The 24,530-nt window shown below is 62.8% G+C and carries 24 protein-coding genes; 8 read left to right on the plus strand and 16 right to left on the minus strand.

What is annotated here, in order from left to right:
- Positions 1-64: 64 nt before the first annotated feature.
- Positions 65-556 carry an inorganic diphosphatase gene (locus tag ACKAMS_RS09310; RefSeq protein ID WP_003941181.1) on the plus strand — a complete coding sequence of 164 codons (492 nt, stop codon included), beginning with the start codon at positions 65-67 and terminating at the stop codon, positions 554-556.
- Positions 557-662: 106 nt separating this feature from the next.
- Here ACKAMS_RS09310 and ACKAMS_RS09315 read toward each other — a convergent pair whose 3' ends face one another.
- The 3 genes from ACKAMS_RS09315 to ACKAMS_RS09325 all read right to left on the minus strand — a co-directional run bounded on the left by ACKAMS_RS09315 (position 663) and on the right by ACKAMS_RS09325 (position 3,409).
- Positions 663-1,493 carry a crotonase/enoyl-CoA hydratase family protein gene (locus ACKAMS_RS09315; protein ID WP_021333819.1) on the minus strand — a complete coding sequence of 277 codons (831 nt, stop codon included), beginning with the start codon at positions 1,491-1,493 and terminating at the stop codon, positions 663-665.
- 46 nt (positions 1,494-1,539) lie between these two features.
- A complete protein-coding gene (locus ACKAMS_RS09320; protein ID WP_408988913.1) occupies positions 1,540-1,746 on the minus strand; it encodes a hypothetical protein in 207 nt (68 codons plus the stop codon).
- Between the two features lie 133 nt (positions 1,747-1,879).
- Positions 1,880-3,409, minus strand: a complete 1,530-nt coding sequence (locus tag ACKAMS_RS09325) for an LCP family protein (RefSeq protein ID WP_408988914.1) — start codon at positions 3,407-3,409, stop codon at positions 1,880-1,882.
- Between the two features lie 122 nt (positions 3,410-3,531).
- Here ACKAMS_RS09325 and ACKAMS_RS09330 point away from each other — a divergent pair, with 122 nt between their 5' ends.
- From ACKAMS_RS09330 to ACKAMS_RS09340, 3 genes are all read left to right on the plus strand, one after another.
- Positions 3,532-4,350 carry a polysaccharide deacetylase family protein gene (locus tag ACKAMS_RS09330; RefSeq protein ID WP_279219602.1) on the plus strand — a complete coding sequence of 273 codons (819 nt, stop codon included), beginning with the start codon at positions 3,532-3,534 and terminating at the stop codon, positions 4,348-4,350.
- A gap of 4 nt (positions 4,351-4,354) precedes the next feature.
- A complete protein-coding gene (locus tag ACKAMS_RS09335) occupies positions 4,355-6,334 on the plus strand; it encodes an amino acid permease (RefSeq protein ID WP_113682061.1) in 1,980 nt (659 codons plus the stop codon).
- 257 nt (positions 6,335-6,591) lie between these two features.
- On the plus strand, positions 6,592-6,969 hold the full coding sequence (locus tag ACKAMS_RS09340; RefSeq protein ID WP_408988915.1) for an ASCH domain-containing protein: 378 nt from the start codon (positions 6,592-6,594) through the stop codon (positions 6,967-6,969).
- Positions 6,970-7,149: 180 nt separating this feature from the next.
- Here ACKAMS_RS09340 and ACKAMS_RS09345 read toward each other — a convergent pair whose 3' ends face one another.
- Positions 7,150-7,290 (minus strand): hypothetical protein, encoded by a 141-nt coding sequence (locus ACKAMS_RS09345; RefSeq protein WP_154606704.1) that lies wholly within the window; start codon positions 7,288-7,290, stop codon positions 7,150-7,152.
- Between the two features lie 618 nt (positions 7,291-7,908).
- On the opposite strand from ACKAMS_RS09345, the gene ACKAMS_RS09350 reads away from it, so the two are divergent.
- Positions 7,909-8,391, plus strand: coding sequence for a hypothetical protein (locus ACKAMS_RS09350; protein WP_222671660.1), 483 nt, complete (start codon positions 7,909-7,911; stop codon positions 8,389-8,391).
- Positions 8,392-8,397: 6 nt separating this feature from the next.
- Here the strand turns inward: ACKAMS_RS09350 and ACKAMS_RS09355 are convergent, their stop codons facing one another.
- The 3 genes from ACKAMS_RS09355 to ACKAMS_RS09365 all read right to left on the minus strand — a co-directional run bounded on the left by ACKAMS_RS09355 (position 8,398) and on the right by ACKAMS_RS09365 (position 11,192).
- Positions 8,398-9,528 carry a lipase family protein gene (locus ACKAMS_RS09355; protein ID WP_222671659.1) on the minus strand — a complete coding sequence of 377 codons (1,131 nt, stop codon included), beginning with the start codon at positions 9,526-9,528 and terminating at the stop codon, positions 8,398-8,400.
- A 436-nt stretch (positions 9,529-9,964) separates the two neighbouring features.
- A complete protein-coding gene (locus tag ACKAMS_RS09360; protein WP_241895995.1) occupies positions 9,965-10,615 on the minus strand; it encodes a hypothetical protein in 651 nt (216 codons plus the stop codon).
- 271 nt (positions 10,616-10,886) lie between these two features.
- Entirely contained in the window at positions 10,887-11,192 is a 306-nt protein-coding gene (locus tag ACKAMS_RS09365; RefSeq protein ID WP_127159962.1) for a hypothetical protein, read from the minus strand.
- A gap of 422 nt (positions 11,193-11,614) precedes the next feature.
- Here ACKAMS_RS09365 and ACKAMS_RS09370 point away from each other — a divergent pair, with 422 nt between their 5' ends.
- Positions 11,615-12,136 carry a 2-oxo-4-hydroxy-4-carboxy-5-ureidoimidazoline decarboxylase gene (locus ACKAMS_RS09370; protein ID WP_003941084.1) on the plus strand — a complete coding sequence of 174 codons (522 nt, stop codon included), beginning with the start codon at positions 11,615-11,617 and terminating at the stop codon, positions 12,134-12,136.
- Between the two features lie 56 nt (positions 12,137-12,192).
- Here the strand turns inward: ACKAMS_RS09370 and ACKAMS_RS09375 are convergent, their stop codons facing one another.
- From ACKAMS_RS09375 to ACKAMS_RS09415, 9 genes are all read right to left on the minus strand, one after another.
- Positions 12,193-12,648, minus strand: a complete 456-nt coding sequence (locus tag ACKAMS_RS09375) for a tellurite resistance TerB family protein (RefSeq protein ID WP_003941110.1) — start codon at positions 12,646-12,648, stop codon at positions 12,193-12,195.
- Positions 12,649-12,732: 84 nt separating this feature from the next.
- On the minus strand, positions 12,733-14,289 hold the full coding sequence (locus tag ACKAMS_RS09380; RefSeq protein WP_021342751.1) for a TerD family protein: 1,557 nt from the start codon (positions 14,287-14,289) through the stop codon (positions 12,733-12,735).
- Positions 14,290-14,329: 40 nt separating this feature from the next.
- On the minus strand, positions 14,330-15,223 hold the full coding sequence (locus ACKAMS_RS09385; protein ID WP_029254393.1) for an SGNH/GDSL hydrolase family protein: 894 nt from the start codon (positions 15,221-15,223) through the stop codon (positions 14,330-14,332).
- Positions 15,224-15,381: 158 nt separating this feature from the next.
- Complete coding sequence (locus ACKAMS_RS09390) at positions 15,382-16,776, minus strand: TerD family protein (RefSeq protein ID WP_019746739.1); 1,395 nt, start codon at positions 16,774-16,776, stop codon at positions 15,382-15,384.
- A gap of 27 nt (positions 16,777-16,803) precedes the next feature.
- Positions 16,804-17,601, minus strand: coding sequence for an HAD family hydrolase (locus tag ACKAMS_RS09395; protein WP_408988931.1), 798 nt, complete (start codon positions 17,599-17,601; stop codon positions 16,804-16,806).
- Between the two features lie 56 nt (positions 17,602-17,657).
- On the minus strand, positions 17,658-18,767 hold the full coding sequence (locus ACKAMS_RS09400; RefSeq protein ID WP_142006362.1) for a cysteine protease StiP family protein: 1,110 nt from the start codon (positions 18,765-18,767) through the stop codon (positions 17,658-17,660).
- Complete coding sequence (locus ACKAMS_RS09405) at positions 18,764-20,053, minus strand: phosphoribosyltransferase family protein (RefSeq protein ID WP_080908871.1); 1,290 nt, start codon at positions 20,051-20,053, stop codon at positions 18,764-18,766. Before ACKAMS_RS09405 ends, ACKAMS_RS09400 begins: the two co-directional genes overlap by 4 nt.
- Positions 20,050-21,207 (minus strand): HpcH/HpaI aldolase/citrate lyase family protein, encoded by a 1,158-nt coding sequence (locus tag ACKAMS_RS09410; protein WP_021342746.1) that lies wholly within the window; start codon positions 21,205-21,207, stop codon positions 20,050-20,052. Before ACKAMS_RS09410 ends, ACKAMS_RS09405 begins: the two co-directional genes overlap by 4 nt.
- A gap of 92 nt (positions 21,208-21,299) precedes the next feature.
- Positions 21,300-22,445 carry a hypothetical protein gene (locus tag ACKAMS_RS09415; protein WP_142006732.1) on the minus strand — a complete coding sequence of 382 codons (1,146 nt, stop codon included), beginning with the start codon at positions 22,443-22,445 and terminating at the stop codon, positions 21,300-21,302.
- A 243-nt stretch (positions 22,446-22,688) separates the two neighbouring features.
- Here ACKAMS_RS09415 and ACKAMS_RS09420 point away from each other — a divergent pair, with 243 nt between their 5' ends.
- Both ACKAMS_RS09420 and ACKAMS_RS09425 read left to right on the plus strand, forming a co-directional pair.
- Positions 22,689-23,264, plus strand: a complete 576-nt coding sequence (locus ACKAMS_RS09420) for a TerD family protein (RefSeq protein ID WP_020906049.1) — start codon at positions 22,689-22,691, stop codon at positions 23,262-23,264.
- A 137-nt stretch (positions 23,265-23,401) separates the two neighbouring features.
- Entirely contained in the window at positions 23,402-24,523 is a 1,122-nt protein-coding gene (locus ACKAMS_RS09425; RefSeq protein ID WP_408988916.1) for a DUF475 domain-containing protein, read from the plus strand.
- Positions 24,524-24,530: the final 7 nt, after the last annotated feature.

Raw genomic sequence — 24,530 nt, forward strand, 5'->3', positions numbered from 1 at the left:
AACCTTATCCTTGACCCGATATCCTTCCGACGAATCATTACCGACACGACAGCGAGGAATCGGCGTGGAGTTCGACGTCACCATCGAGATCCCCAAGGGTCAGCGCAACAAGTACGAGGTCGACCACGTAACCGGTCGCGTCAAACTCGATCGCTACCTCTACACAGCTTTCGGCTACCCGGCCGACTACGGCTTCATCGAAAACACCCTGGGTGAGGACGGCGATCCGCTCGACGCCATGGTCCTGCTCCCCGAGTCGGTCTTCCCTGGCGTCATCGTCGAGGCTCGCGCAGTCGCGATGTTCAAGATGGTCGACGAGGCCGGCGGAGACGACAAGGTCCTCTGCGTTCCGGCCGGTGACCCCCGCTGGGATCACATCCAGGATCTGGGTGACATCTCACAGTTCGAACTCGATGCGATCAAGCACTTCTTCGTCCACTACAAGGACCTCGAGCCGAACAAGCACGTCGAGGCTGCCAACTGGGTCGGCCGCGCCGAGGCAGAGGCAGAGATCGAGGCTTCGATCAAGCGTCTCGCTGCCAACGGCGGTCACTGAGCTCGAGTTCTCAGGCCTTACGAAAATCCCCGCACATCGGAAGATGTGCGGGGATTTTTGTGCTGTTTTTACTCGCCCTTGCAGTTCCTACTCACCCTTGCAGTTCCTACTCACCCTGGAAGACTGGCGGGCGCTTCTGGAAGACGGCGGTGATGGCCTCGGTCAGATCCTGCGACGGCAGGAACGCCGCGTTCCAGGCTGCGACGTAGCGAAGGCTGTCGTTCACGCTCGCGCTGCGGGTGTGATCGAGCACGTCCTTGATCCCGTGGACCACGAGCGGCGGATTGAGCGCAATCTCCTTGGCGGTCGCGCGCGCCGCGGCCAGTACCGCGTCGGCATCTTCGAAAACGTCGTTGACGAGACCGATCTTCTCGGCGCGCGCTGCGTCGATGTCCTTGCCGGTCAGAGCCAATTCACGCAGGTGTCCGTCACCGATGATCGCGGGCAGACGCGCGAGGCTGCCCATGTCTGCGACGATCGCGACCTTGACCTCGCGGATGCTGAACTTGGCATCGGCACTTGCGTAGCGGATGTCCGCCGCCGTGATGAGGTCGACGCCGCCGCCGATGCACCAGCCCTGAACAGCTGCAACGACGGGCTTGCGGCAGTCTGCGACGGCATTGATGCCCGACTGCATGCGCTTGATCATGTCGTGGAACTTGGTGCGCGGGCCTGCCTGAGCCTTGTCCGCGAGGACGGCACCGAATTCACCGCTCATCGCCGGCAGGTCCAGGCCGAACGAGAAGTGCTTGCCGGAACCGGCGATGACGATTGCACGCACCTCGGGATCGGCGTCGAGGTCGGCGAAGATTTCGGGGAGTTCATTCCAGAAATCCGGCCCCATCGCGTTGCCCTTGCTCGGCCCGATCAGCGTCACCTGGGCGATGTTGTCTTCGCGCTCGACGGTGAACGCATTCCAGCTCTTCTGTTCAGTCATTACTCAAGAGTAACTAAAGGTCGGGCTCAGCCGAAGACCGCTGCCTTCATCCGAAGATTCCTGCCTCGTCAAGTACCAGTACGACGAGGGTGACGGCCATCAGGGCGAACATGATGAGCATCGCCATCCTGGCCGCCCGCTCACTCGTGGGCGGGAAAACGCGCTGCGCCGGATGCTCTGCTACGTACTCGGACAAGGACATGTTCCTGGCACGTGAGCGTGTCGGATTCTGTACCGCTGCTGTTGTAGCCATGTCGGTGATCCTTTCAACTACGCAATCTCAGTCAGGTACCCCAAAGGTGAAGTACCCGACTGAGTTCGACTTCTCCAATGTAGACCCGCAGATCGAAGAAGTCAGCGTGAGTTTCGTGCGAATTACCTGAGAGTTAGTCCACACAGGGAATGCCGCCATTCGCGTCCGCTCGGATAGGTGATCCCTGCGCTCCCGTGTCGGGAACTGTGCCGGCGGATACCGAGGAGTCCGACTGCGCCGGAGCGGCCGAGAACACGGTCTGCGCATTGTCCTCACCGATCAGTACAGACACTGATTCGGCCGCTGCCTGCTCGTTCGGCACTGCGGCCACGCCCAACTGCTCGGCCAGCGCCTCTGCGACGACTTTGGCGCCGACTCCATAGCTGACCACCGACTTTGCCGTCGCAGCTGCGGTGCTCACCTCTCCGACTTCGACTCCCGACGCTTTCATCGCCGCTGCCAACGCGGCGCCCAACCCGTCCGTCGCGGTTCCGTTGCGGATGTCCACAACTTCGTTCCCGGTCGAGATCGCGGTGTCCATCGCAGGTGCAGATGCCGAGTCACCTCCCGCGAAGATCCGCGACACTTCACTACGCAGACGCGCCGGATCGACCATGTTGACGTCCTGGCCGTCGACGGTCTCGTATCCCTCGATGGGCAGGGTGTAGAAGTCGATGTTCCCACCTGCGAGAGCGCTTGCCTGAGAAGCGAATCGGACGGGATCCATGGCAGAATCGATCACCACGTCCTTCTTCACCACGTCAGCCAGTGCCGTCATCTTCGGAATGTTTCCGATGACGCCGGAGCCCTTCAAGTTGGCGATCACCGCGCTGATGAAAGCCTGCTGCCGGTGGGTGCGATCCAAGTCCCCGTTGTCCAGGCCGTGGCGTTGACGGACAAACGAAAGTGCCTGTGACGGATCGAGAGTCTGAACTCCGGCCGGGAAGTTGGCGCCCGAGAAGTCATCCTGCACCGGATTGTTGAGGCACACCTGAACAGGGCCGATAGCCGAGACGACGTCGTAGAAGCCCATCAGGTTCACTTCGGCAAAGTGATCGATCGGAACCTTGAGCAGATTCTGCACGGTGGTCAGTGTCGACCGCCGACCGACTTCACGCGCTTGCTGTTCTCGTGCAGCAGGATCCGTCACACCGTCCGCTACGAGTTTGGCGTCCGCATCAGCCTTCGCCATTCCGTAGGCTTCCTTGATCTTGGCCATTCCATAGCCGGGTACCGCGACGTAATCGTCGCGTGGAATTGCCACCGCACTGGCCTTGCCACCATCGCCCGGAACATGGAGCAGGATAAGCGTGTTCGTGTTGTACCCACCCACATCGCTATCCCCTGCGTGCAACTTGTCGGTGACGAACTCTGCCGGCAGATCGCTGCCGTCCATCGCCTTGCGACTGTCGAGCCCGATCAACAAAATGTTGGTATCCCCGTCGAGTGAACTGCCGGCGTCGTCGCCGAGGGCGGAGAGCGCATCCGACCGGTACAGCCCCGACGTCAGATCCGACTGCACGTACCACCCGATTCCGACGCCCACCAGAATCGTCGTCGACAGGGATGCCGCCGCCAGCTTGCGCCCTACCGAGAGCGTCGACCGCTGCGGTTGACGCCTACGCCTGTGCCTGGTTGCCGAGTGTCGAGGTCGCGGTTCCACGGCCGACACGCTATCCACCGTTCCTGAGTAGAACCTGTCGATACCGGACACAGCTGGTCATTCGCTGAAAGAACGCTGAGAATGAAGTCCGAATTGGGCAAATCTGCTCTAGGCTCCGCCCTGTGGACCGCCGACGCTTCCTCAGTGCCCTCGCAGCAGCAACTCTGACCGGAACCGCCGCAGTGACCATGGGAACCGCTTGTTCGTCACGTTCCGTCGGGACGGCGGTCGCCGCAGCCGACGAGCCAGCAGACCCCGCCGCTGTTCCGAATCTCCCGCCTGCCTTGCTGCCGCCTCCACCGCTGTCTGCCCGGGTGCCGCTGCCCGCCGGCGGATCGTTGACCGCCCTGCCCGGCGGCGGGGATCTGTTGGCCCTGACGGTTGACGACGGAGCCAGCTCCGAAGTCGTGCGCCTCTACACACAGTTCGCAAAAGACACCGGCATCCGTTTGACGTACTTCGTCAACGGGCAATACAACTCGTGGACCGAAAACGCCGGACTTCTCAGACCTCTTGTCGAGAGCGGACAAATTCAGCTCGGCAATCACACCTACTCGCACCCGGATCTGACGTCAGTGTCGAAGCAGCAGATCGCCGACGAGCTGACGAAGAACGGCACGTTCCTGCGCAACACCTACGGCGTGGATGCGGCGCCGTACTTTCGGCCGCCGTATGGAAGGCACAACGCGACAGTCGATTCCGTGGCCGCGAGCGTCGGCTACACCGTACCCACCCTCTGGTACGGGTCGCTGTCGGATTCTTCGTTGATCACCGAGGAGTACATCCTGCAGATGGCGAACCAGTACTTCAATCCGGGGGCCATAGTGATCGGACACCTCAACTATCTGCCCGTGACCCACGTGTATCCGCAACTGGTGGACATCATCCGAAGCCGGAACCTGCGGACGGTCACGCTCAACGATGTCTATCTGAAGCCGTGACGCCGTGGTGACCGCAGCCGACAACGAGGTTCCGGCCGACAACAGGGCTCCGTCTGTGAAACAACGCACCGAGGCCTGGCTGCTCGCGGACATCACCGAGGAACCCGCCGGACATCTGGGGCCACACCGGATGGCGCCGAAGAAGGAGAAGCGCCACCCGTGGTGGAAGGTGATGTGCCTGACGGGTGTCGATTACTTCTCCACTCTCGGTTACCAACCCGGTATCGCGGCACTGGCGGCCGGCACGTTGGCTCCCATCGCGACAGTCGTGTTGATTCTGCTGACGCTGTTCGGTGCGCTCCCGGTCTACCGGCGAGTGGCTCGCGAGAGTCCGCATGGCGAGGGGTCGATCGCCATGCTCGAGAAGCTGCTACCCAAGTGGCGCGGCAAGATCTTCGTTCTCGTGCTTCTCGGATTCGCGGCCACCGATTTCCTCATCACTATGACGCTCTCGGCCGCCGATGCCACGGCGCACCTCGTCGAGAATCCTTTTGCTCCAACCTTTCTCTCCGGACACACCGTCGCCGTCACCCTTGTTCTGCTCGCGCTCCTCGCCGCGGTATTCCTCCGCGGATTCACCGAAGCTATCGGTATCGCTGTCGGATTGGTCGCCGTCTACCTCGCCTTGAACGTGGTGGTCATCTCCGTAGGTTTGTGGCACATCGCGACCGCGCCGTCGTTGGTCACCGACTGGACGCGCGCCATGACCACCGAGCACGGAAACCCGGCGATGATGATCCTGATCGCGCTGATCGTCTTCCCGAAGTTGGCTCTCGGTCTGTCCGGCTTCGAAACCGGCGTCGCGGTCATGCCGCAGATCAAGGGCGATCCGCACGACACCGAACAGAATCCACGTGGCCGCATCAAAGGCGCACGGCGCCTGCTCACCACTGCGGCGCTGATCATGAGTGGATTCCTGCTGACGTCGAGCCTGGTCACCACCATCCTGATCCCAGAAAACGAGTTCCAACCCGGAGGCGCTGCCAACGGTCGCGCGCTTGCCTTCCTCGCGCACGACTATCTGGGTGAGATCTTCGGAACCGTCTACGATCTCAGCACGATCCTGATCCTTTGGTTTGCCGGTGCGTCGGCAATGGCAGGGTTGCTCAATCTTGTTCCGAGGTATCTCCCCCGCTACGGCATGGCGCCGTCGTGGGCCCGCGCCGTGCGTCCGCTGGTCCTCGTGTTCAGCGTCATCGCCATCACCGTCACGATCTACTTCGACGCCGGTGTCGACGCTCAGAGTTCCGCGTACGCAACCGGTGTCCTCGTGCTCATCTCGTCGGCGACCGTCGCCGTTGCCCTGTCCGCTCGCAAGCACGGTCAGCGAAAACTGTTCGTAGGGTTCAGTTTTGTCGCAGTTTTGTTCGTCTACACGACGATCGCGAACATCTTCGAACGTCCAGACGGTGTGAAAGTGGCGTCGTTTTTCATCGCCGCGATCATGGTGGTGTCCTTCCTTTCCCGGATCTCGCGAGCCTTCGAACTACGGGCAACCTCCGTCGAATTCGACGAGACTGCACTGCGATTCATCGCCGAGGCAGCCGAGAAGGGTTACCTCGCGATGGTGGCGCACGACGTCGATCGTCTCGACGAGGACGAGTATCGGCAGAAGGAATCGCAGCAGCGCGCCGAAAGCAACATCCCGGAGGCGGAGTCGATCATCTTCATCGAAGTCAACGTCACAGACTCCTCCGAATTCAGCACCGATCTTCTCGTCCACGGACGACAGCGCGGTGAGCACCGGATCCTCTGGGTCGACAGCCCTGCCGTCCCCAACACCATTGCGGCGGTTCTCCTGCGGACGAGAGACATCACCGGCGTGATTCCCGACGTCTACTTCGAGTGGACCGAGGGAAACCCGATCATGTACCTGCTCCGATTCCTCTTCATCGGTGAGGGCGAAACCGCTCCGGTGACCCGTGAGGTCCTCCGCCGCGCCGAACCCGACCAGTCCCGCCGGCCACACGTCCACGTCGGTTGACGCCGCACTCCCACCGACCGCTCACGCGGGTACAGGTGCGCCGTTGCTCGCACAGCCAGCTTTGTTTATTGCTTCGGGCACAACCGACCTCGGCCACGAGGTTCGAGCATCCTGCGAGAACGCATCCGGTGAACATCTGCACCCTCAGAAGTCGGCGAATATCAGTGACAAGCAGTTGGGAGCAGGACGGGCTTACCGGGGCGGGGAGTGGTTGAACGCGATTCTTCGTTCGATCTATGGTCCGGAGGAGACACTTAGTGGACAATGCGAACATGACGACCGGCGCGCCTGCTCAAACCGTGCACTTTGATCAGAAGCATTACACGGCAGTGGTTTCTGGCGCGAAAGTTTCCACCGTCCGCTGGCGCGAAGACATTCACGAAGGGCCGGCAATTTTCATCTTCGATAATCACCCGACCGCCCGCCCCCTTGCAGGACAGGTCACCGCTGTAGAAACGTACGATCTCGCTCATCTGTCGCCGCTAGCAGCCCGCCAGCCACCCGGCACCGACATGACGAATTTCGCAAGACAACTCCGGGTCAACTACTACCCCGAGATGCCTGAAGACGCTGTTGTTCAGGTGGTAGTCATAGCCACTGGTGACCGTGGGGATTCGTCACTACCCACGACGTAGTGTGACCGAACTCAGCCGTCGAAAACGTCTGTTGTATTTCCGTGTGCGTCGAGGTCTGCGCTGCCGGCGCCGACCCACTGACCGGAGTCAGTGTGGGTGCGGCTTTGAGAAGCCGATCAGGTCGTTGCGGCCCATTCTGGCTGGGTTGATCGGTCCAGGCGCTCTGGCACTCGTCCGAGGTCAGCGTTGTCGTGGATCCTCTGCGACAGGACCGCCTTCGTTTTCCCACCGATCCAGTGCGCGTTTTTCCTGCTTGGCGGCGGTGTCTTTGCGTGATCCGAGCGATTTTACGGACTTGAGTAGTTCTGTGAGTCGGCCCATGACCGGACCATACTCGACTTTCCGGCGATGCTGACCCAGGGTTGGACGTATCTCCATCGGAGATGCCATAGGAGACTTCGACGGCGTCGACAACCACGAAACCCTCCGCCCAGCCCTGCTTGCATGTGGTGATCGGCATCGGGGCGCCAGTGGATGTGAAACTTGGTGGTGTCGAGGTCGGCTAGTTTTCGCTCCGGAGCGCCCGGCTTGGGAGTCGGCCGAAACTCGACTGGCGCCGGGTTTTGTTGTGACGCTTAATTTTTCTCCAAATTGCCCACGTGTAGGTCTGTTCGGGCGTGGTGTCGTAGTGCTCGATCATGGCCTGCCAGCGCTGCGGAAAGGTCATCGCGGAGCCCAGCGAATTTCTCTTCGCGTGGACACCGCAGGTGGCCGGACCGCCGAGCAGGCGAATACAGTAGATGATCCAACTGACAACGGTTCCTGGTCTATGACTCGTCCGACAGACAGGTGCCCTGACCGAGCCCGTCCACGACCGCAGACGGCGACCCCATCGCGACGGGACGATGTGACGGAGATCGGGAATGACCGCGACATACAATCGCGGTCAGAGCGAAGCGCCAGGCCGAGATTCCGGCACCGAGGTGAGGGAGGGGCAGGATGTTCGGTTGGAAGAAGAAGCGCCACGATTCGAAGATGACGCTCGACGATGTGATGTCAAAGCTCCGGCCTGACCTGAGTCGGGAATCGCTCGGCGTCGGGCCCGACTTTCCTGGCGTCGCCCCGAACCCGCTCATGAGCAGTGATGCACGCAAGCGCAATGCGGAACTACGTACGGGGGCGCTTGCGCTCGGCGTTCTCGTCGACTGGCGGGAGGTCAACAGCAATCCACGCGCGGTCCTGATGTTCGACGTGGAGACCTCCGACGGCATCTCGTTCCGCGGTATCGCAGACGAAGACCTCACGATCACCGAACTGACACGACTCGCCCCGGGACAGACGTTGCCCGTGCGCTACCGGCCGGCCGTCATGGATCACTACGTCGCCCTTGCCAGGGACGCGGACCCCGTCCACGTGCAGCAGCTCTCCGACGAGATCGCGAGCCGCAAGCGGACCCCTGCCAGCCATGCGACAAACGCGTGAATTCAGCTACGGCTGGAAGAGATTCCGGACGAAGGAGAGGCTTTCGGGGAGCGCTGCCCGCATCGTCTCGATATGACCGGTCGGATATGTGCGGAATGTGACTGGCTGGCGGTTGGCGGCGAGTTCGGCCGCGAGTTTCAAAGCCAGCGGTGCCGGCACCATCTCGTCCGTCAGCCCCTGCCCGAGGAACACTGGCCGGTCGTACCCGGTCGTCGGGATCTCCAGCATGCCGCGAGCAGCAGCCAGCACCGCAGGATCGTCGAGGGGCCGGTTCACCAGATCGCCGATCGTGAGGTCGCCGAGGCCCGATGCCATGTCCTGGTAGCAGTCGGTTTCGGCTCGGGCAAGGGCATCCGTGCCGCGTGGTGTCAGGTAGCGATCGATGTCGAGATCGGGTCGCGCCGCCCGGAGTCCGGCCAAGAGGTACGAGACGAACACGGTGCTGCCGGTCAGTGGCAAGCGGGGAAAGTCCGGCCCCACGAGTGGTGCAAGGTTCTCCAGATTGGACGGCGCCCCGGTCGCGACCGCGCCCCGGTAGTCCAATTCGGGTGCGTACCGTGTGGCCATCGCTGCCGTGACCATAGCGGCCTGCCCGCCCTGAGACTGTCCGAGTGCCAACCACCGCGGTGAGAGCGACGGTTCGACCGCACGCGCGGCACGCACCATGTCGATCACGCTGTGCGCCGCCGACGGTCCGTCCAGGTACGCGTGGATTCCCGGCGTGCCGAGCCCCACGTAGTCGGTCGCGACGATCGCGTAGCCCTGCGAGAGCCAGTTCGTGAGGTATGGACTGCCGACGGTCCCGGTCACGGTGGGAGCGCACTGGTCGGAAATACCTACAGTGCCGTGAGCCCACGAGATGACCGGCCAGCCGCCTTCGGGTGGATCGCCGGGGGGCAGGAAGAGCGCGCCCGTACTCAACGCGGGCTGGTTCAGCGGTCCTGTGGACCAGTACGTGAGCTTTGAGGCGTTGGCGGCGCCGGGAATCCAGAAGGAGTGCGGCAGGGAAGTTGCCGCGGTCACTGCGCCCGGCGTCGTGATTGGCGACGGTTCCTGCGCGTGGACGGGCGTGGTCGAGACGGCCGCGGAGGCGAGCGCGATCACCATCAATGCTTGGCCGAGCCGTCGTCGGATCATCGCATCGCTCCCGTGGTTCGTCGGTGTCTGCGCCGACTTCCATTCTGCGCGAACCGGCGGCGCCGGCGTACTGGTTCGACCATCTTCGGGTGCCGCTCCTGCAGTCGAGGGGCCAGCGGACCGTGCACGACGAAGAACTTACAGCCGAGGTCAGCCGTGCATACCGAGAACTATTCGGTCTACGGCGCCGCACAAGGTGTGGCTGGAAATGCGTGGTGAGGGCAATGATGTGGCACGGTGCACGATTGATGGTTGTCTTCGGGCTCGAATGCGCACGAAGAGGCATGCCCAAGGGCTACCTCGAGCATGATCGGTCCGTCGACGTTGAGCCAGTGAGGTGGGACTTTGATGCGAGGGTGCTCGAGGCTGCGGTTGGCGAGCGCTTCGCGGCGTTCGAGGCAGGGCAGGTGGTCGTCGACGTGCCGTCGATGTCGAGCTACCTACCGATTCGTTCGACGCGCCACGGGGGGATATCCCGCCGCGGCCTGACCTTGATCGCACGAAATTTGTATCCGTCCTGGTCGATGACCGGCTCCCATTCGAAGTCGACCTGCTCTCCGACGACGAGAGCGCTGATCCCTCCGCCGATGCTGAAACTGTCGCCCGGCCGAGCGTTGATGACTTCGTCGGGGTGTAGGGCGCTGTAGAAGGTCCAACAACCGCCCGGAGTGTCCGCGGAGTCGATGACTCCCCAGCCTTCCTCACCATTCCACGTGGTGACGACACCGATCGCTGGGGTGCCGATCGGGGGCGCGATCGTATCGTCGAGGTCGGTGATGTCTAGATCGGTGACCTCGTGAACGGTGCCGTCAGGATCGATATCCCAAGCCCTGAAACCGGGCGGTCCCGGCGGCGTGTGGTCCTCGCCGACTGGCCACGCCTGCACGGTGTGAAAGTCGTAACCGTCTGCCGCCTCGTCGAGTTGATTCCATTCGAACTCGACTTCCTGACCTTCGACCAAACCCGGGAACCCGTGGACCACTACAGATGTCCATGAGGTCCAGCTACCGCCCGGAGTGTCTGCGGAGTCGATCACGCCCTGCATACCCCCCACGTCCCAACTACGTACCACTCCTCGGCTCGTCATGACCTCAGTATGTCCAAGACCACGGTGGCTAATGAGCGGAACCCGAAAGCCTGTCCAGAACGGGCGGAACTGGGGTAACGAATCTGTGGGGCACTTGATCACCTATGCAACCCGGGCCCAAAATTGTTTTCCTGCAACACTTCTGAACTTCTTAACGCGGTTCTTTTCGGGAAGTTCGAGGGGGTGATCACGTTGGGTATAAGCATTTTTTCGATGCACGCGATCATCGAAAAATCCGAACGCGTGAACGACCAGGAAGGCGAATAGACATTCACCAACAAAGGCCCGAGGCAGTGGCGAGCATGTTGACCACGACCAGTGTCGACGATACGACCGACAGTGTCGCGAGCACGGCCGCAGTCACGGTGCGGAGACGAAGCGCGCACACGACGAATGCCCCAGACCATACGGACAACGTCGCGATCACCAGCCATCCGCCACCGGCCATGTCGCGTTCCGCAGGCCCGTCACAGCTCGTGTCGATTGAATCCCACAGACCGAACAACACCAAGGCCGCCGCCACGAGCGTCCAGACCAATGCAAGGAACAACACGCCGATCTTCCGCCAGATGGTCACATCCTGAGCCTGCACGCGCAGCGACACCCGCGAATCCGTACAACTACTCAACGTCGACCGCGGAACTGGTCTCTGCGCACTTTTTCGCAGCGAGCGCCCTATTAACGACCTTGGTGTTCGTTTTGAGCTTGCTGGTGATGGCGAGCCCGAGCGAGCAAAGCGCCTAGCTGGATACGGGCCGGCCAGAGAAGAAAGTCAGTCACGATCGGGTCTTTTCCCTCCAAGGGGTCCCGGTCTGGAGCCTCGCCGGTGGGGCTCCTGCGTTGTGTGGGTCAGCTCGTTACGCCGCGTTAAGAACCTGAAAACTCGGTGAGCAAACCTTCCTTTCCCAGGTGAAGCGGCGGATTATCGAAATGGTCGCGCATCTGGTTACCGCGCGGCATGTCGAGCGCGCCTGAAGGCACAACGGGCCGGGAGGTCACATGCTGCTACATCAATCGATCGGGTTGGAGCGCTTCAACGAACTACCGCGACAGAAGGCGGTTCACGCATTGTTCGAGTGCTGCTGCTCTCTGACGTGGGCCGGGTGGGTCAGCGACGGACGTCCGTTCGCCGATCACGCGGAGATCCTCTCGCGCGCCGAGGACGCGATTCTCAACCTCTCGGACGTCGACGTCGAGCGAGCATTGCAATGCCATCCACCGGTCGGCGTCCGTAGGAACAGCGTGCCGTCCCACCTCGAGCAATGCTCGATCTGGGTTCCGGACGACGCCGTCATGGCAACCATCTATCGCGCCGGCGAGGAGTACGAGCGGAACTTCGGCTTCCGGTATCTGTGGTGTTCGCACGGCCACGACGCCGACGACCTGCTCGAGAACATCGGCCAGCGCATGTCCAACGAGCGGTCCGTCGAGCGCAAGGTCTGCGTCGACGAGCTCGCCAAGATCACGCGGACGAGGATCGAGCGCATGCTGGGACCCGAGGACGGTTATCCCGAGTACTGAAAAGAAAAGCGGGTGCGGCGCTTTCGCGCCGCACCCGCTTTCATGCTCTGAATCGATCAGAGATCGAACTCGGCCGGAGAGATTCCGACTGCAAAACACATGTCGCGTACGACGCCGCGCTCGTGCTCGTCGAAGTTTCCGTCTGCGCCGCCGATGATGATGCCGATCTGGATGACCGCCCGGGCCTGATCCTGCTTCGACTTGAGCTTCGCGATGGTCGCGGTTGCCTCGACCTTGCCGAACTCGTAGTCCGAGGACAGCTTGCTGCAGTACCAGTCGAACTGCTCACGAAGCTCGTCCGGCGGGAAGACCGCGAGCGACTCGTTGCTCATGATCAGCGCGGCGGTCTTCTGACGCTCCGACGGATCGATCGAACCGTCTGCGGCGGCGATCAACGCGCACATTGCCATGCTCGCGTTCTTGAATTCCTTGTTCTGGAACTGGCTGGTCTTTGTCTTGAGCTGGCCGTTCATCTCCTGAGCCTTAGCCTTCAACTGATCCCAGAATGCCATGAGTCTCCTCGAGTATTGCCGCCACACACCGCGCGTGGTCGTACCACCACTCTGCCTGTGCGCTCGGCAATCCGCCATCGGCCACTAGGTGCGGTCGAACACTGCCAGAATTCGCGACTCGGAGATCGGGTCGAGCACGTCCGGGGTGAAGTGCCATTGCGTGCGGGTCCACGGATCGTGAACCTCCGTCTGCCCTGCTGCCGAAAGATGTTGGCACCCCTCGGACAGCGCGGCGACGGATTCTTCCGCGAAGTTCGACTCGTCCTCTCCGACAATCAGTATGGACAAACCGATTGCCGGCCCGCGTTCGGCGAGGAACATGATGGTCTGTGCGTCTTCGGCGGAGTATCCGTGCGGGAAATCGCTGAGGATCAACAGGCGCAGGGAACTCGGGCCATCTGCGACACCACTCATTCGCGCGAGCTCGCCCATGTCGACGGCCTCGGCCAGTGCCCGCAAGCGCGCCGAGATCTCGGTGTGAGCGGTGATGACCGGCCCCGCGAGCATCGGTGCCAGTCTGTCGGTCAGTGGCGTCAGCGAGCCGGTCAGATCGACGACGTCGAGTAGCGGCATCGGACCGGCGGCCATGACGCGCACGGTGACGGCACTGATCAGACCGAGCGCTGCTTTGCTCGACGTACTGTCCACCCAGATGGGCCGACGCAGTGGGAGCGGGACGCAGTAGGGAACGGTGAGCGTGCCGCGGTCCGGAGCCGAAAGCTCGCCCAGACGCATTCCGTCGCTGACGGCTGTGATCTGGGCCGGATCGGTTGTACCCGCCCACGACACCGACTTCCACGACGCCATCGACCGTGGGAGCACGCCGTCGATCACGCCGAGTTCGTGCGCAAGCTGAGCGCTGTCGCGGGCGTGATTGTCCCGCGCGAGTGAGACGAGGTCGTCGTGACGCTTCTGTGCGGCATCGCGCGCCGCCACTCCCGCTGCCGAGTTCCGCAACGACGGATCTGCGACGGCTGCGGTCAGATCCTCGTCCAAACGGGCAAGCGCGTACTCACTGCTGGAGACGAAGGAAGCGGCAGATCGCGAGGCGTCCTCGAAGATCATCCACGCACGCTCGAGGCCGCGGCCCACCTCCAACGGCTCCACCGCGGAGTCCCACGCGGGCGCAGCCGTCGGGGCTGGTTGTGCCGGCTCGTCGTCCACCTCGACGCCGTGCACCGAGATCAGTTCCGCCAGACCACCCGCATAGCCCTGCCCTACGGCCCGAATCTTCCAGGCACCGGACTTTCGGTACAGCTCCCAGCAGATGACCGCTGTCTCGGTGCCTGCGGTGGGGATCGCGAATTCGGCCAGGACCGAACCGGATTGATCGCTCAGGGTGGCGGAGAGCCCGGCCGTGCGAAAGGCTCCCGCGGCCGTCGCTGCCGGATCCACGCTGACGATGCACAACACTGCTGCGGCATCGGGGTGAAGTCGATCGAGTTCCACCCGGATGCCGCTCTGGTCGAGTTGCACTCCAGCGGTGGATGGTTGGTTGTAGAACACGAAGTCCGCGGACGTCAATGCCCGCAGGTTCGCGTCCGCTACCAGCGCCGACACGTCGAACGGCGTCTGGCTCTCGGCTCGAAACGTCACCACGGGCGCCTGCAGCGGCGCGTTCTGTCCGGGAACAAAAGTCATACCCACAGCAGCGAACTATGCCATGACCGGGCTCTCTCGGTCAGCCTTGCAGGTCCGCCACCACTAGATCGGCCACTGCGGTCATCCCGGCGTCCGTGAAGTGCAAGCGCTGCGCCGTCGACTCCGAGAACAGGCCTTCGAACCAACGCTGATCTGCACTCGCGCACGCGTCGTGCCCGCCGGCGATGCTCGCCGCCGCAATGTCGACAGTGCGCACACCGTGGGCGTGGGCGACCTCGTCGAACTTCGTGTTGTAGCGAGCGAAGTAGTCCATGAACCAGGATGCGTCGGCGTCTGAGAACGGGATGTTCGGCCAGCATCCGCGAGAGGAGATCATGCCGCCCTCTCCGATCAGGTAGATGCGAGCGTTAGGCGCGCGCTGCGTGACCGCGGTCAGGATGCGATCCAATTCTCCGGCAGCCCGGTCGATTCCGGACTGGGCGACGGAATTCGCGAGCGGGTCGTACCGACATCCACGATCGGTTCCCGGTCCCGGAGCGACGCACAGGGGGCCGAGGAAGATGCTGTTGGAGTCGTTGCCGCCGATCGAAATGGTAATCAGGTCGGTGTCCGGGTGAACAGCATCGAGCTGGACGGGCCAGTAGTTCGGAATCAGCTGTGGGGTGTCGATGATGTTCTCGGCGCGTGCCGCGCTGCAAGAGACGTCGGCGAACTCGGTCACGTCGAGCGCCCGCGAGATCTTGCCCGCGAAGTTCTCGTACGAACGCGAGCAGGCGTCGGGGTACATCGGTTCCAGCCTTGGACCGGAGGCGCGGGAGTCACCGAGGGCGACGTACTTGATCCCGGTCTCGGAAAAACCTGCCGGCGGTGCCGACTGGGGCACCGAAGCCTGCGCGATTCCGGTGCTCACGAGCGCCAGCACAACGCCTGCGACGGCCGCCGCCCGACCGAGAAGTTTCCCTCGAGTGATCATCTACTGTGCCAAGTCCTCTCGCGCACGGCCGCTCGACTGACGGCTCGACATGCCGCATGAGGTTAACGCACGGAGGGGACAACGATGTCCGGTTCGGCGGACGGCGATCGAAACCACCTACCGCCGAACCGGATTCATCTCGACTATGCAGTCTCGACTCAAGCAGTGAGGAAACGGCCCAGCTGCGGCGCAGCTTCTCCTGCGTGCTTGGCCTGGATACCTTCACCGATGGCCTGCAGCTTCCATTCGCCATTCGCGCGGTACACCTTTGCCATCACCATTCCGGTGAAAGCCATGCCGCCCTGGAGCGTGTATCGAGCGAGCTCGGAGTTGGTGGTGCTGTCCACGAGACGGCAGAAAGCGTTGGAGACCTGCTCGAACGTGTGTCCGCGGTACGAGGTCACCGTGAAGATCACGGTGGTCACGTGAGCCGGGACCCGCTGCAGATCGACGAGCATGACCTCGTCGTCGCCGTCTCCGTCGCCGGTGAGGTTGTCACCCATGTGACGGACCGAGCCGTCCTTGGACGTCAGCTGACCGTAGTAGCAGACGTCGACGAGGTTGCCGTCCGCGTACAGGAGCGCCGAAGCGTCGAGGTCGACGTCGGCGGTACGGCTTCCGAACAGGCCGCTCTTCTTGATCGGATCCCAACCCAGACCCATCTGGATCATGGTGAGCGCGACGCCGCCCTCCTTTCGGAGCGTGACCTTCTGGCCCTTGGTCAGGCTGACGGGGCGTCCCTTGACCAGGCTCACCTCGGGCTGCTGCGCCGGCGGCTGGTTCTGCACGGGAGGCGCCGGGGGTGCCTGGTTGTACGTCGGCTGCTGGTTGTACGCAGGCTGCTGCGCCGGCGGGTAGGCCGGCGGCGTCGGTCCCTGGTTGTAGGCGGGCGGCTGGTTGTATGCGGGCGGGGCCGGCGGAACCGGCGGCGCGTTGTACGAAGGCTGCTGCTGCGGCGGCTGGTTGTACGCCGGCGGAGTAGGAGCGACGGACGAGGGCGGGGTGATCGGAGCCGGAGCCGCGACCGGAGTGGGCGGCGGCGGCGCGGGCGCATCGTCGACGGACACACCGTGATCGGTGACCAGCGCGGCAAATCCACCCGCGTACCCCTGGCCGACGGCGCGCACCTTCCACGCACCCTGGCGTCGGTACACCTCGAGCGCGATGACGATGGACTCGGTGGTGAGACCGTCGATCACGTACTCGTACAACACGTTCCCGGCCGCGTCGGAGACCCGAGCGGTGGGTGCAGCGCTGCGCCCGAAGTTCGACGAAGCGTCGTCGAGCGTGATGACGGCGCGAACCTGCTCGATATCGGCAGGGACGCCGGCGAGCGAGACTCGGAGTGAGGCAATGCCACCCGGGTTGGGCACCAATTGCACGCCGGGTCCGGTCGGCTGGTTGAAGAAGACGAAGTCGGCGTCGGAACGAACTTTTCCGTTGCTCGTCACGAGGAGTGCAGACAGGTCAGCGGCTGCAGCCAGCTGAACCGACACAACTACATCCGAGACGTCCAGCGGGCCGTTCTGCCCTTTGGCAAGCGATACAGACAACTAAATCCCCTTCATAGAGAGCGTGTATTACCCGAGCGCGGAAGAGAACCACCGCAATATCTCCGCGCTCGCTGCGATACCGGACCTTTCTGTCACAGTAACGGTCGGCCGTTGCCAATTCAGTTCTTCCAGCTCACCGTGCCTCGGCCGGATCGCGAAATCGGAGTATTCGAGCATGTCCGCATCCAATGCGCCGTCACCTGCCGAGATCACGACTGCGGATTGATCCAGATCCCCCGACTCGACCAGTCTGCGGCGCACCTCTGCCAGCGCTCGTGACTTCGAGACCGCGTCGGGCATCGTGTAGATCTTCCGGCCTTGACGCGAAACGTTCCAGCCCCGCGTCACGCACCAGTGATTCCATTCGGTTTCGAATTCACTCGGCATCACGGCCAGATCGACGACCAGGTACGGAAACAGGTCGTCGGCAACACGAATGGAACTGACCCAGCTCGAGTCGATCCGCGATTCCAGTTCGGCCTGAACCTGCGGCAACTCGGCGCCGGACTTGCTGGTCCAACGGTCGATCTCGTTTCGCCACTCGCGATCGGCTTCGCCGTCCACCAGGATGTTTCCGCCGTTGCTCGTAATGGCGTACTTCCACGGTCCGCCGGGAAGATCGATCCGCTGGAACTGTGCGATGGTCCGGGTGGTTGTCGGAATCACCGGAACCCGCGAGCTCAACGCGGTCAGCAGTTCGATCGATTCGACGCTCATGTGCGAGAGCGGACCGCCGTTGTAGTACTCGACGCACAACGGGCTCGGCGCCGAATCCAGGTCGGAGCCACTGGGATCGCCGCCGATCGCGGCCTGCGAATAGATCATCGTGCGGTCCAGATCCGTAGCGATCAGGACCTGGGACGCAGCGGTGTCCGCACGGCTCACGTGATGTCCTTGATCAGCCCGACACACGAGTAGGCGAGGTCGGGTACCACCTCGACCGGAACCCCGCGGGCCTGCGCCAACAACCGGATGTGTGCATGCTCCGGGGCGTCGAGTTCACGCACCAGAACCTTCCAGGGGAGCCGGCGCAGCAACACCCTGGTTGTTTCTCCGACACCTGGTTTGACGAAGTTGACCGTCGAGATCCTGTACTCGGCTTGCACCTTCTCCACCGACTCCCAGCCGGCCCAGGTCGGCGTCCGATCGGAATCGAGCACTGCAGCAAGAGAATCCGCTGCGTCGCCGCGAACGGAGTCGAACTCGGCCGAGACCACGTCGAGCAACCTGTTGGAGACGTCGACGTCGGCGAGGTCGGCGTAGAACTTGGCGCCGTGGAAATCGCCGGGCCCGATAAGGGTGTCGTTGAGGACTGTTCGTGAGACCAAGCCGGACACCGTCGAATTGAGGCACGCCGACGCGATCAGGAAGTCGTCGCGGGTTCCGTACGTTCGCACGCAGTGCCCGGGGTCGGCGAGAACAGCCAGATCGGAGTCGAACTTGGCTCCACCCGCCTCGTGGTACTCCGTCAACGCTGCGTCGAGTTCGCGGGCGATAGCGCCCTTACCTGTCCAGCCGTCGACGAAGACGACGTTCTCCGAGTCGTGATGGTGCGCAAGATAATCGAGTGCGACGGAATCGATGCCCTTGCCGCGGACGATGGACACCGCGTAGTGCGGCAACGTCAGCCCGCGGGTCTGCTGGGCCCAGCGCCGCATCAGAATCCCGATCGGTGTTCCGGCCCGGGCGAGTGAGACCAGCGTGATGTCACTCCCCCGCTCGGCCAGCACCAGGTCCATCACGGTTCCGACAGCGCGCGCCAACCGTGGAGCACTCTCGGCGAGCACTGTCTCGAACAGATCCCGGTATGCCTGATCGGGTTGGTACTCGATGGGAAGAGACTCGGCATAGTGCGCCTCACCCGATTGAATACGCTTCTCGCGCACGGATACATCCGCTTCGAGATCCACGTGCGAAAGATCCTTGAGCAGCCACTTCACTTCGCCCGGCGCGTACGAACCGAATTCGGGCCCGACCAATGGTTCGTTCATGACGAGCCTCCTGCTCTGGATTCTCGCAGCGCCGACGGATCGGCCCCGCGAACGGTGGCGACCAGGACGTCGGTGCCGGAGTTCCGTAACACCTCGATCACCCCGTCCATCGCCGTCAACCGATCGGTATCGGCGGGCTCGTCCACGACGAGCAAGGCAAGGGCGTCGACCGCCGCGTCAGGCCACTGCGCGTTGTAGACGTATCGGGGTTCGTTCTCGCCCAGTTCCGGTGCCGGAAAGGTGAACCCGCGACGCAGCGGGTATCCCGGCACGTCGACGACGTAGGCGGGTGAACGCGTCGTGGTCTGGTACCGAACCGCTCGCCCAGAGCTTTCCAAGCCCGCGGCGATGCGCAGTGGCAGGTACATCAACTCCTCGTGACCGATCACGATCACAGCACGCGACGCGTCGATCGACGATCCGAGAATGGACACCGCTGCCTCGACGGCTGACTCGAATGCCGCGGTGTCGCCATCGAGAAAACCGTGCCGGCCTCCGTCGGGGACTTGCGCGGGCCACGGCAGATCCATCCGAGACAGCGTGCCGCGGCGATCACCGATCGGGTTGAGGTCTGGAGCATCCAGCGCCGTGACGCGCTCGGTCAGGCCGTCGGGCAGGACCGTCGAACCCGAAGCGAGAGAGACGTAGTCGATTCGTACACCCAGTTCCGTGGCAGCGGCTTCGCTGGCGGCTCGGTGTTCCTCGGTTCTCATGTCCACCAGCGAGGCCACGACATAGCGGCTGCGCGGGCATTGCCCGTGCAGTGCCCGGATGGCATCGATCGCGGTGGCGCCGGTGGAGATCTCGTCGTCGACGAGGACCAGTGGCAGGTCGTTCTCGAACAGCTCGGCTGACGTCGGCTGCATCAGATGGCTCGTGGCGTGCGAGTGTCCCTCCTCGAACCCGGCGAGCGTCGTAGCCCCGGGTACGTCGCGACGAGTCGAGTGCAGGTAGCAGTGAGCGCGCAGACGGGCCGCAACGCAATGACCCAAACCTGTTGCGGTTTCGGCAAACCCGAGAACGACGACGTCGACACCCTCACCGAGGGTTGTCCGCACCAGATCGCCGAGGTCGTCGGCAGCACCGATGACCACGGACGGCTCGGTGGGCACGTGCTTTCCCAGCACAGTGGACACCAGCAGGTGAGCGCGACGCGGATTCCGCCGAAGTCCCGGGATCACCAGATCGGGCACCGAATGCCCGAGCGACGAATCACCGTGAACGAGGTCCAAGCCGAATTCTGCTGTAGCCCAGGGAACGTCCCGGGACTGGACAACCTCTGTCATCGATCGACCAACGCCGTCAGCAACTCGACGAACGTGATGCCCTTGTTGGTCACACCGAACACGTGAGCGCGGAGCGCAGTCTGATGGGCCCAATTGCGATGCGGCTTCATCTCGTTCATCTTGTTCCGGTAGCCGGAGGCCTGAACTCCCCCGGCGTCGGCACCGAGAATGTCGAGGGCATCGTGATATTCCTCGTGCGTGACAGCGGACAATGCATTGACCGCTGCGACGTGCGACGGATGGATGACCGTCTTGCCCTGGATTCCGTTGGCTCGGTCCAGCGCGATCTCACGGAGCAGACCGTCGAGGTCGCGGCTGACGAGATGCTGACGGAACCGGACGGCGTCGTGTTCCTCGAACGGGGTGGCGCGCAGCATCGGCCGGAACATGCGTTCGTGATCGGCGAAGTACTCCCACACCGGCCCGGTGATGACAAAACCTGAACCGTCGGCACGCCCGAGGTAGTTGACGATGTCGGCGATGACATCGACCACCACGCGCACGTCGTAGATGGTCAGATCGCGGTCGCGGCGGATACCGAAGGTGCTGCACATGTCGGTGGCGCCGATACGGACGGCAAGGATGCGCTCGCGGTGTTGCGCGAGAATCCCACTGATGGTGCGCAATTCGAGATCACGTGTATCGCGGTGAACCAGCGCGGGTGATTCGAGTACCGGCATCGCGTAGAGATGCTTACCCAGCAGCTCGGATGCGTCCGCGACGGCGTCGAGAAACACGGGGCCGGACTCGCTGCCGAACTTCGGGATGACGAACCCGGTGAGCGCGGCGCGCCCCTCGGTCAACGACGCGGCGACCTTGTGGATGTCCGCGACTTCACGAACCCGCACGAACAGCAGCATGCCGACGGCGTCGGTGGACGCGATCTTGTCGAGAGCGTCAACCGCGTTCGCTCGCGCTGACTCCACCTCGTGATCCGCGACGGCGTCCTCGAGATCGAGCACCATCGAGCTGACGCCCTCGGACGCACGCTTGACCACGATGTCGGCCAGCCCGGCTCGGGTGGCAGGAACGTAGAGAGTTGCACCCAGAGCAATCGCGAGCAGATCCCTCTCGTCGGAATCCGCGAACGATCGAGGCGCATGCAGGAACAGTTGCTCCCGCACGTCGTCCTCGAGATGTTGAAAGTGCTGCATTTCTCTTCTCTCTGTAACCGCAATCAAGTCCATGAAACGACCCCCTGTGACAACGCGTCGAGCAACTCCGATCCCCCGATCGGCCCGACCATTCAGTTTTTGCCGGCTCGCGCCCGCATCTTCTCGACAACTTCGGTGATGAACGTCGATACCGAGTCCAGCTGTAATACATACGACCAGTAGTCCGGATGAGTTCCCGACAGTGACGCACTCGCTCGCTCGATCCTTGCTAGTTGAGCATCGAGTACGGAGCCCCACTCCGCCACCAACCCTTGGTTAACAGCGAACATCTGGGCGTCTTTCAGCCGGAAACGAACCTCACGTTCCTTTTCGCTCGGATCTGCCCGAACTGCACGCAGAGTAGCGAGACGGTCCGTCACGGCATCGGCGCACGCTTCGGCGTCGGCGAGGTGAACACGTGCTTCGGCCATCAAAGCCAGTGCGTGTTCGGGGTTTCCCGCAGCCAACGACTGCTTCGCTTCCTTGAGATCGATGTCGGCCTGATCGATATGCGCTCGGCTGCGACTGCTGTTGTCGACGAGGTCAGCTGAACTCGCGGCGTTGAACTCGCGCAGCAATGCGGAGTACGCCGGATCCAGCCGGTCCACTCGTGTGCGCACTGCCGACAACCTGGTCGAGACCGAGGAGATCGTCATCTCGGCACGGTGCTGGGTCGACGGGGCGTCTGCCAATGCTTCCTCGAGCGCCGATACCGCTTCGCGGACACTCTCGGCCCGCGTGCGGACTGCGTCGGCGCGACCGGAGGATCGCGCATTGTCGAGCGCTGCAACCGCGTCGTCGAGGTGTTCGGAGGCCGTCACCACCGACGGGTACTCGCGATAGCGCTGATCAGTGGCAGCAAGTTTCTCCCGGACGGCATGTGCCAGGGTTCGGGCCTGTTGGCCGAGAACGGGAATGGCGGACATCGTGACCGTCGCCTGCTCGAGATGCGCTCGATGTCCGTTGTAGAAGGCGTCGACGCCCTGCGCTGCCTCGACAAGTGCAGCTACCGACTTCTCGAACGCCACCCGAGCACCGTTCGGGTTCTGGTGAAGTACCTGATCGTTGCCATAGCGCTCGGAGGTGTCGAGGTAGTCCGACGCAGCCTGGAAGCACCGATCTCGAACGGGTTCCCACGCGGCGCGCAGCCCGCGCTCGGGGTACAGCTCGGCGGAAGCGTCGACTGCTGCCGACGCGATGGTCTGCCGCTTGTCCATGTCGAGGAACGCCGAAACCATGGCCGTCTGCGCCTCCCGCGCACGACTGACCGACTCCCCCACTCTTGCCCCCCGATTGAAGCGCTCCGACCATCTTCCCACCACGATTGAATCCTACGGGTCCAGCACTTCGCTTCTCGGTTCGTAATTCTGCTGTTACGGCGAACACACCGGAACTGCGGTTAGGGTGGTGGAGGTAAACACACTCCCAAGACGACTTCGCGTCGTAGTGGGCCTTGTCTCTCCTCTTGAAAGGACCCCTGAATGGGCGTCAGCTTGACCAAAGGCGGCAATGTCTCTCTCACGAAGGAGGCCCCGAACCTGACTGCAGTGGTCGTCGGCCTGGGCTGGGACGCGCGTTCCACCACCGGAGCTGCTTTCGACCTCGACGCCAGCGCAATCGGCGCAGGCTCGAACAAGAAGGTCCTCTCCGACCAGCACTTCATCTTCTTCAACAACCTCCGCTCGCCCGACGGCTCGATCGAGCACAAGGGTGACAACACGGACGGCGAAGGCGAAGGCGACGACGAGCAGATCGACGTGAACCTCGCTGCGGTTCCCGCCGAGATCGAAAGCGTTGTCTTCCCCGTCTCGATCTACGACGCAGAGGCTCGCTCGCAGTCCTTCGGCCAGGTCCGCAACGCGTACATCCGCGTCGTCGACAAGGCGAACGGCAACGAGCTCGCTCGCTACGACCTCTCCGAGGACGCTTCCACCGAAACCGCCATGGTCTTCGGTGAGCTGTACCGCAACGGTGCAGAGTGGAAGTTCCGCGCAATCGGCCAGGGTTACGCATCCGGCCTGTCCGGCATCGCGCGCGATTACGGCGTCAACGTCTGATCTTCGCTCTCGACGAGCTGACTCGGGGAAGGTTCCGCAGTAGTCTGTGGAACCCTCCCCGTTTTCACGTTCGGATGCGGTGAGAGACCGCTTGCAGTAACCACTCTGCATTGACCAACTAGAAAGGGCCACGCTCCGTGGTACTGCGAATATTCGGTTTATCCATCGCGATCTCCATCATCGCGATGATCGTCGCGTTCATCTACGGCGGACCCGAGGCACTGTTCCTCGTCATCATCCTGTCGATTCTGGAAATCTCGCTTTCCTTCGACAACGCCGTCATCAATGCCACCGTTCTGCGAAGAATGAGTGACTTCTGGCAGAAGATCTTCCTTACCATCGGCATTGTCATCGCCGTCTTCGGTATGCGTCTGGTGTTCCCGCTCGTGATCGTCTGGGCTGCTTCCGGGCTCGGACCTGTAGCTGCGCTCGACCTCGCGCTCAACCCGCCTGCAGACGACGCCGCTTACTTCGCCAACGGCGAGCCGAGCTACGAAACCATCCTCACCGACGCTCACCCGCAGATCGCTGCCTTCGGTGGCATGTTCTTGCTGATGCTCTTCCTCGGCTTCATCTTCGAAGAGCGTGAGATTACCTGGCTGTCCTGGCTGGAGAAGCCCCTCGCTCGCATCGGCAAGCTCGATCAGCTCTCCGTCGTCGTAGCCGGCATCGTCCTGGTTCTCAGTGGTTCTTTCCTCGCCGCTGACGACAAGGTCTCCACCGTCATGATCTCGGGCGTTCTGGGCATGATCACCTACATCGCGGTCAACGGATTGGGTGAACTGTTCAACTTGCCGGAAGAAGGCGAAGAAGAGGAGACCACCAAGTCCGGTGGTCCCACCGAATTCGCGAAGGCAACCGGCAAGGCCGGCTTCTTCCTGTTCCTCTACCTCGAAGTCCTCGACGCGTCCTTCTCCTTCGACGGCGTCATCGGCGCATTCGCCATCACTGCAGACCCGATCATCATCGCCCTCGGCCTCGGCTTCGTCGGCGCGATGTTCGTCCGTTCCATCACGGTCTTCCTGGTCCGCAAGGGCACGCTCTCCGATTACGTCTACCTCGAACACGGTGCGCACTGGGCCATCGGCGCTCTGGCCGTCATCTTGATGGTGTCCATCGGCATTCACATCAACGAGATCATCACCGGCCTGGTCGGTGTCTTCTTGATCGGCGCTGCTTTCATCAGCAGCCTCATTCGCAACAAGCGAATCGCGAACGAAGATCCGAAGTTGGACGAGAACACTCCGGCAACTGTCTGACGTTCTT

This window comes from Rhodococcus sp. 5A-K4 (assembly GCF_046097995.1).
In the GTDB taxonomy this organism is placed as follows: Bacteria; Actinomycetota; Actinomycetes; order Mycobacteriales; family Mycobacteriaceae; genus Rhodococcus_F; species Rhodococcus_F erythropolis.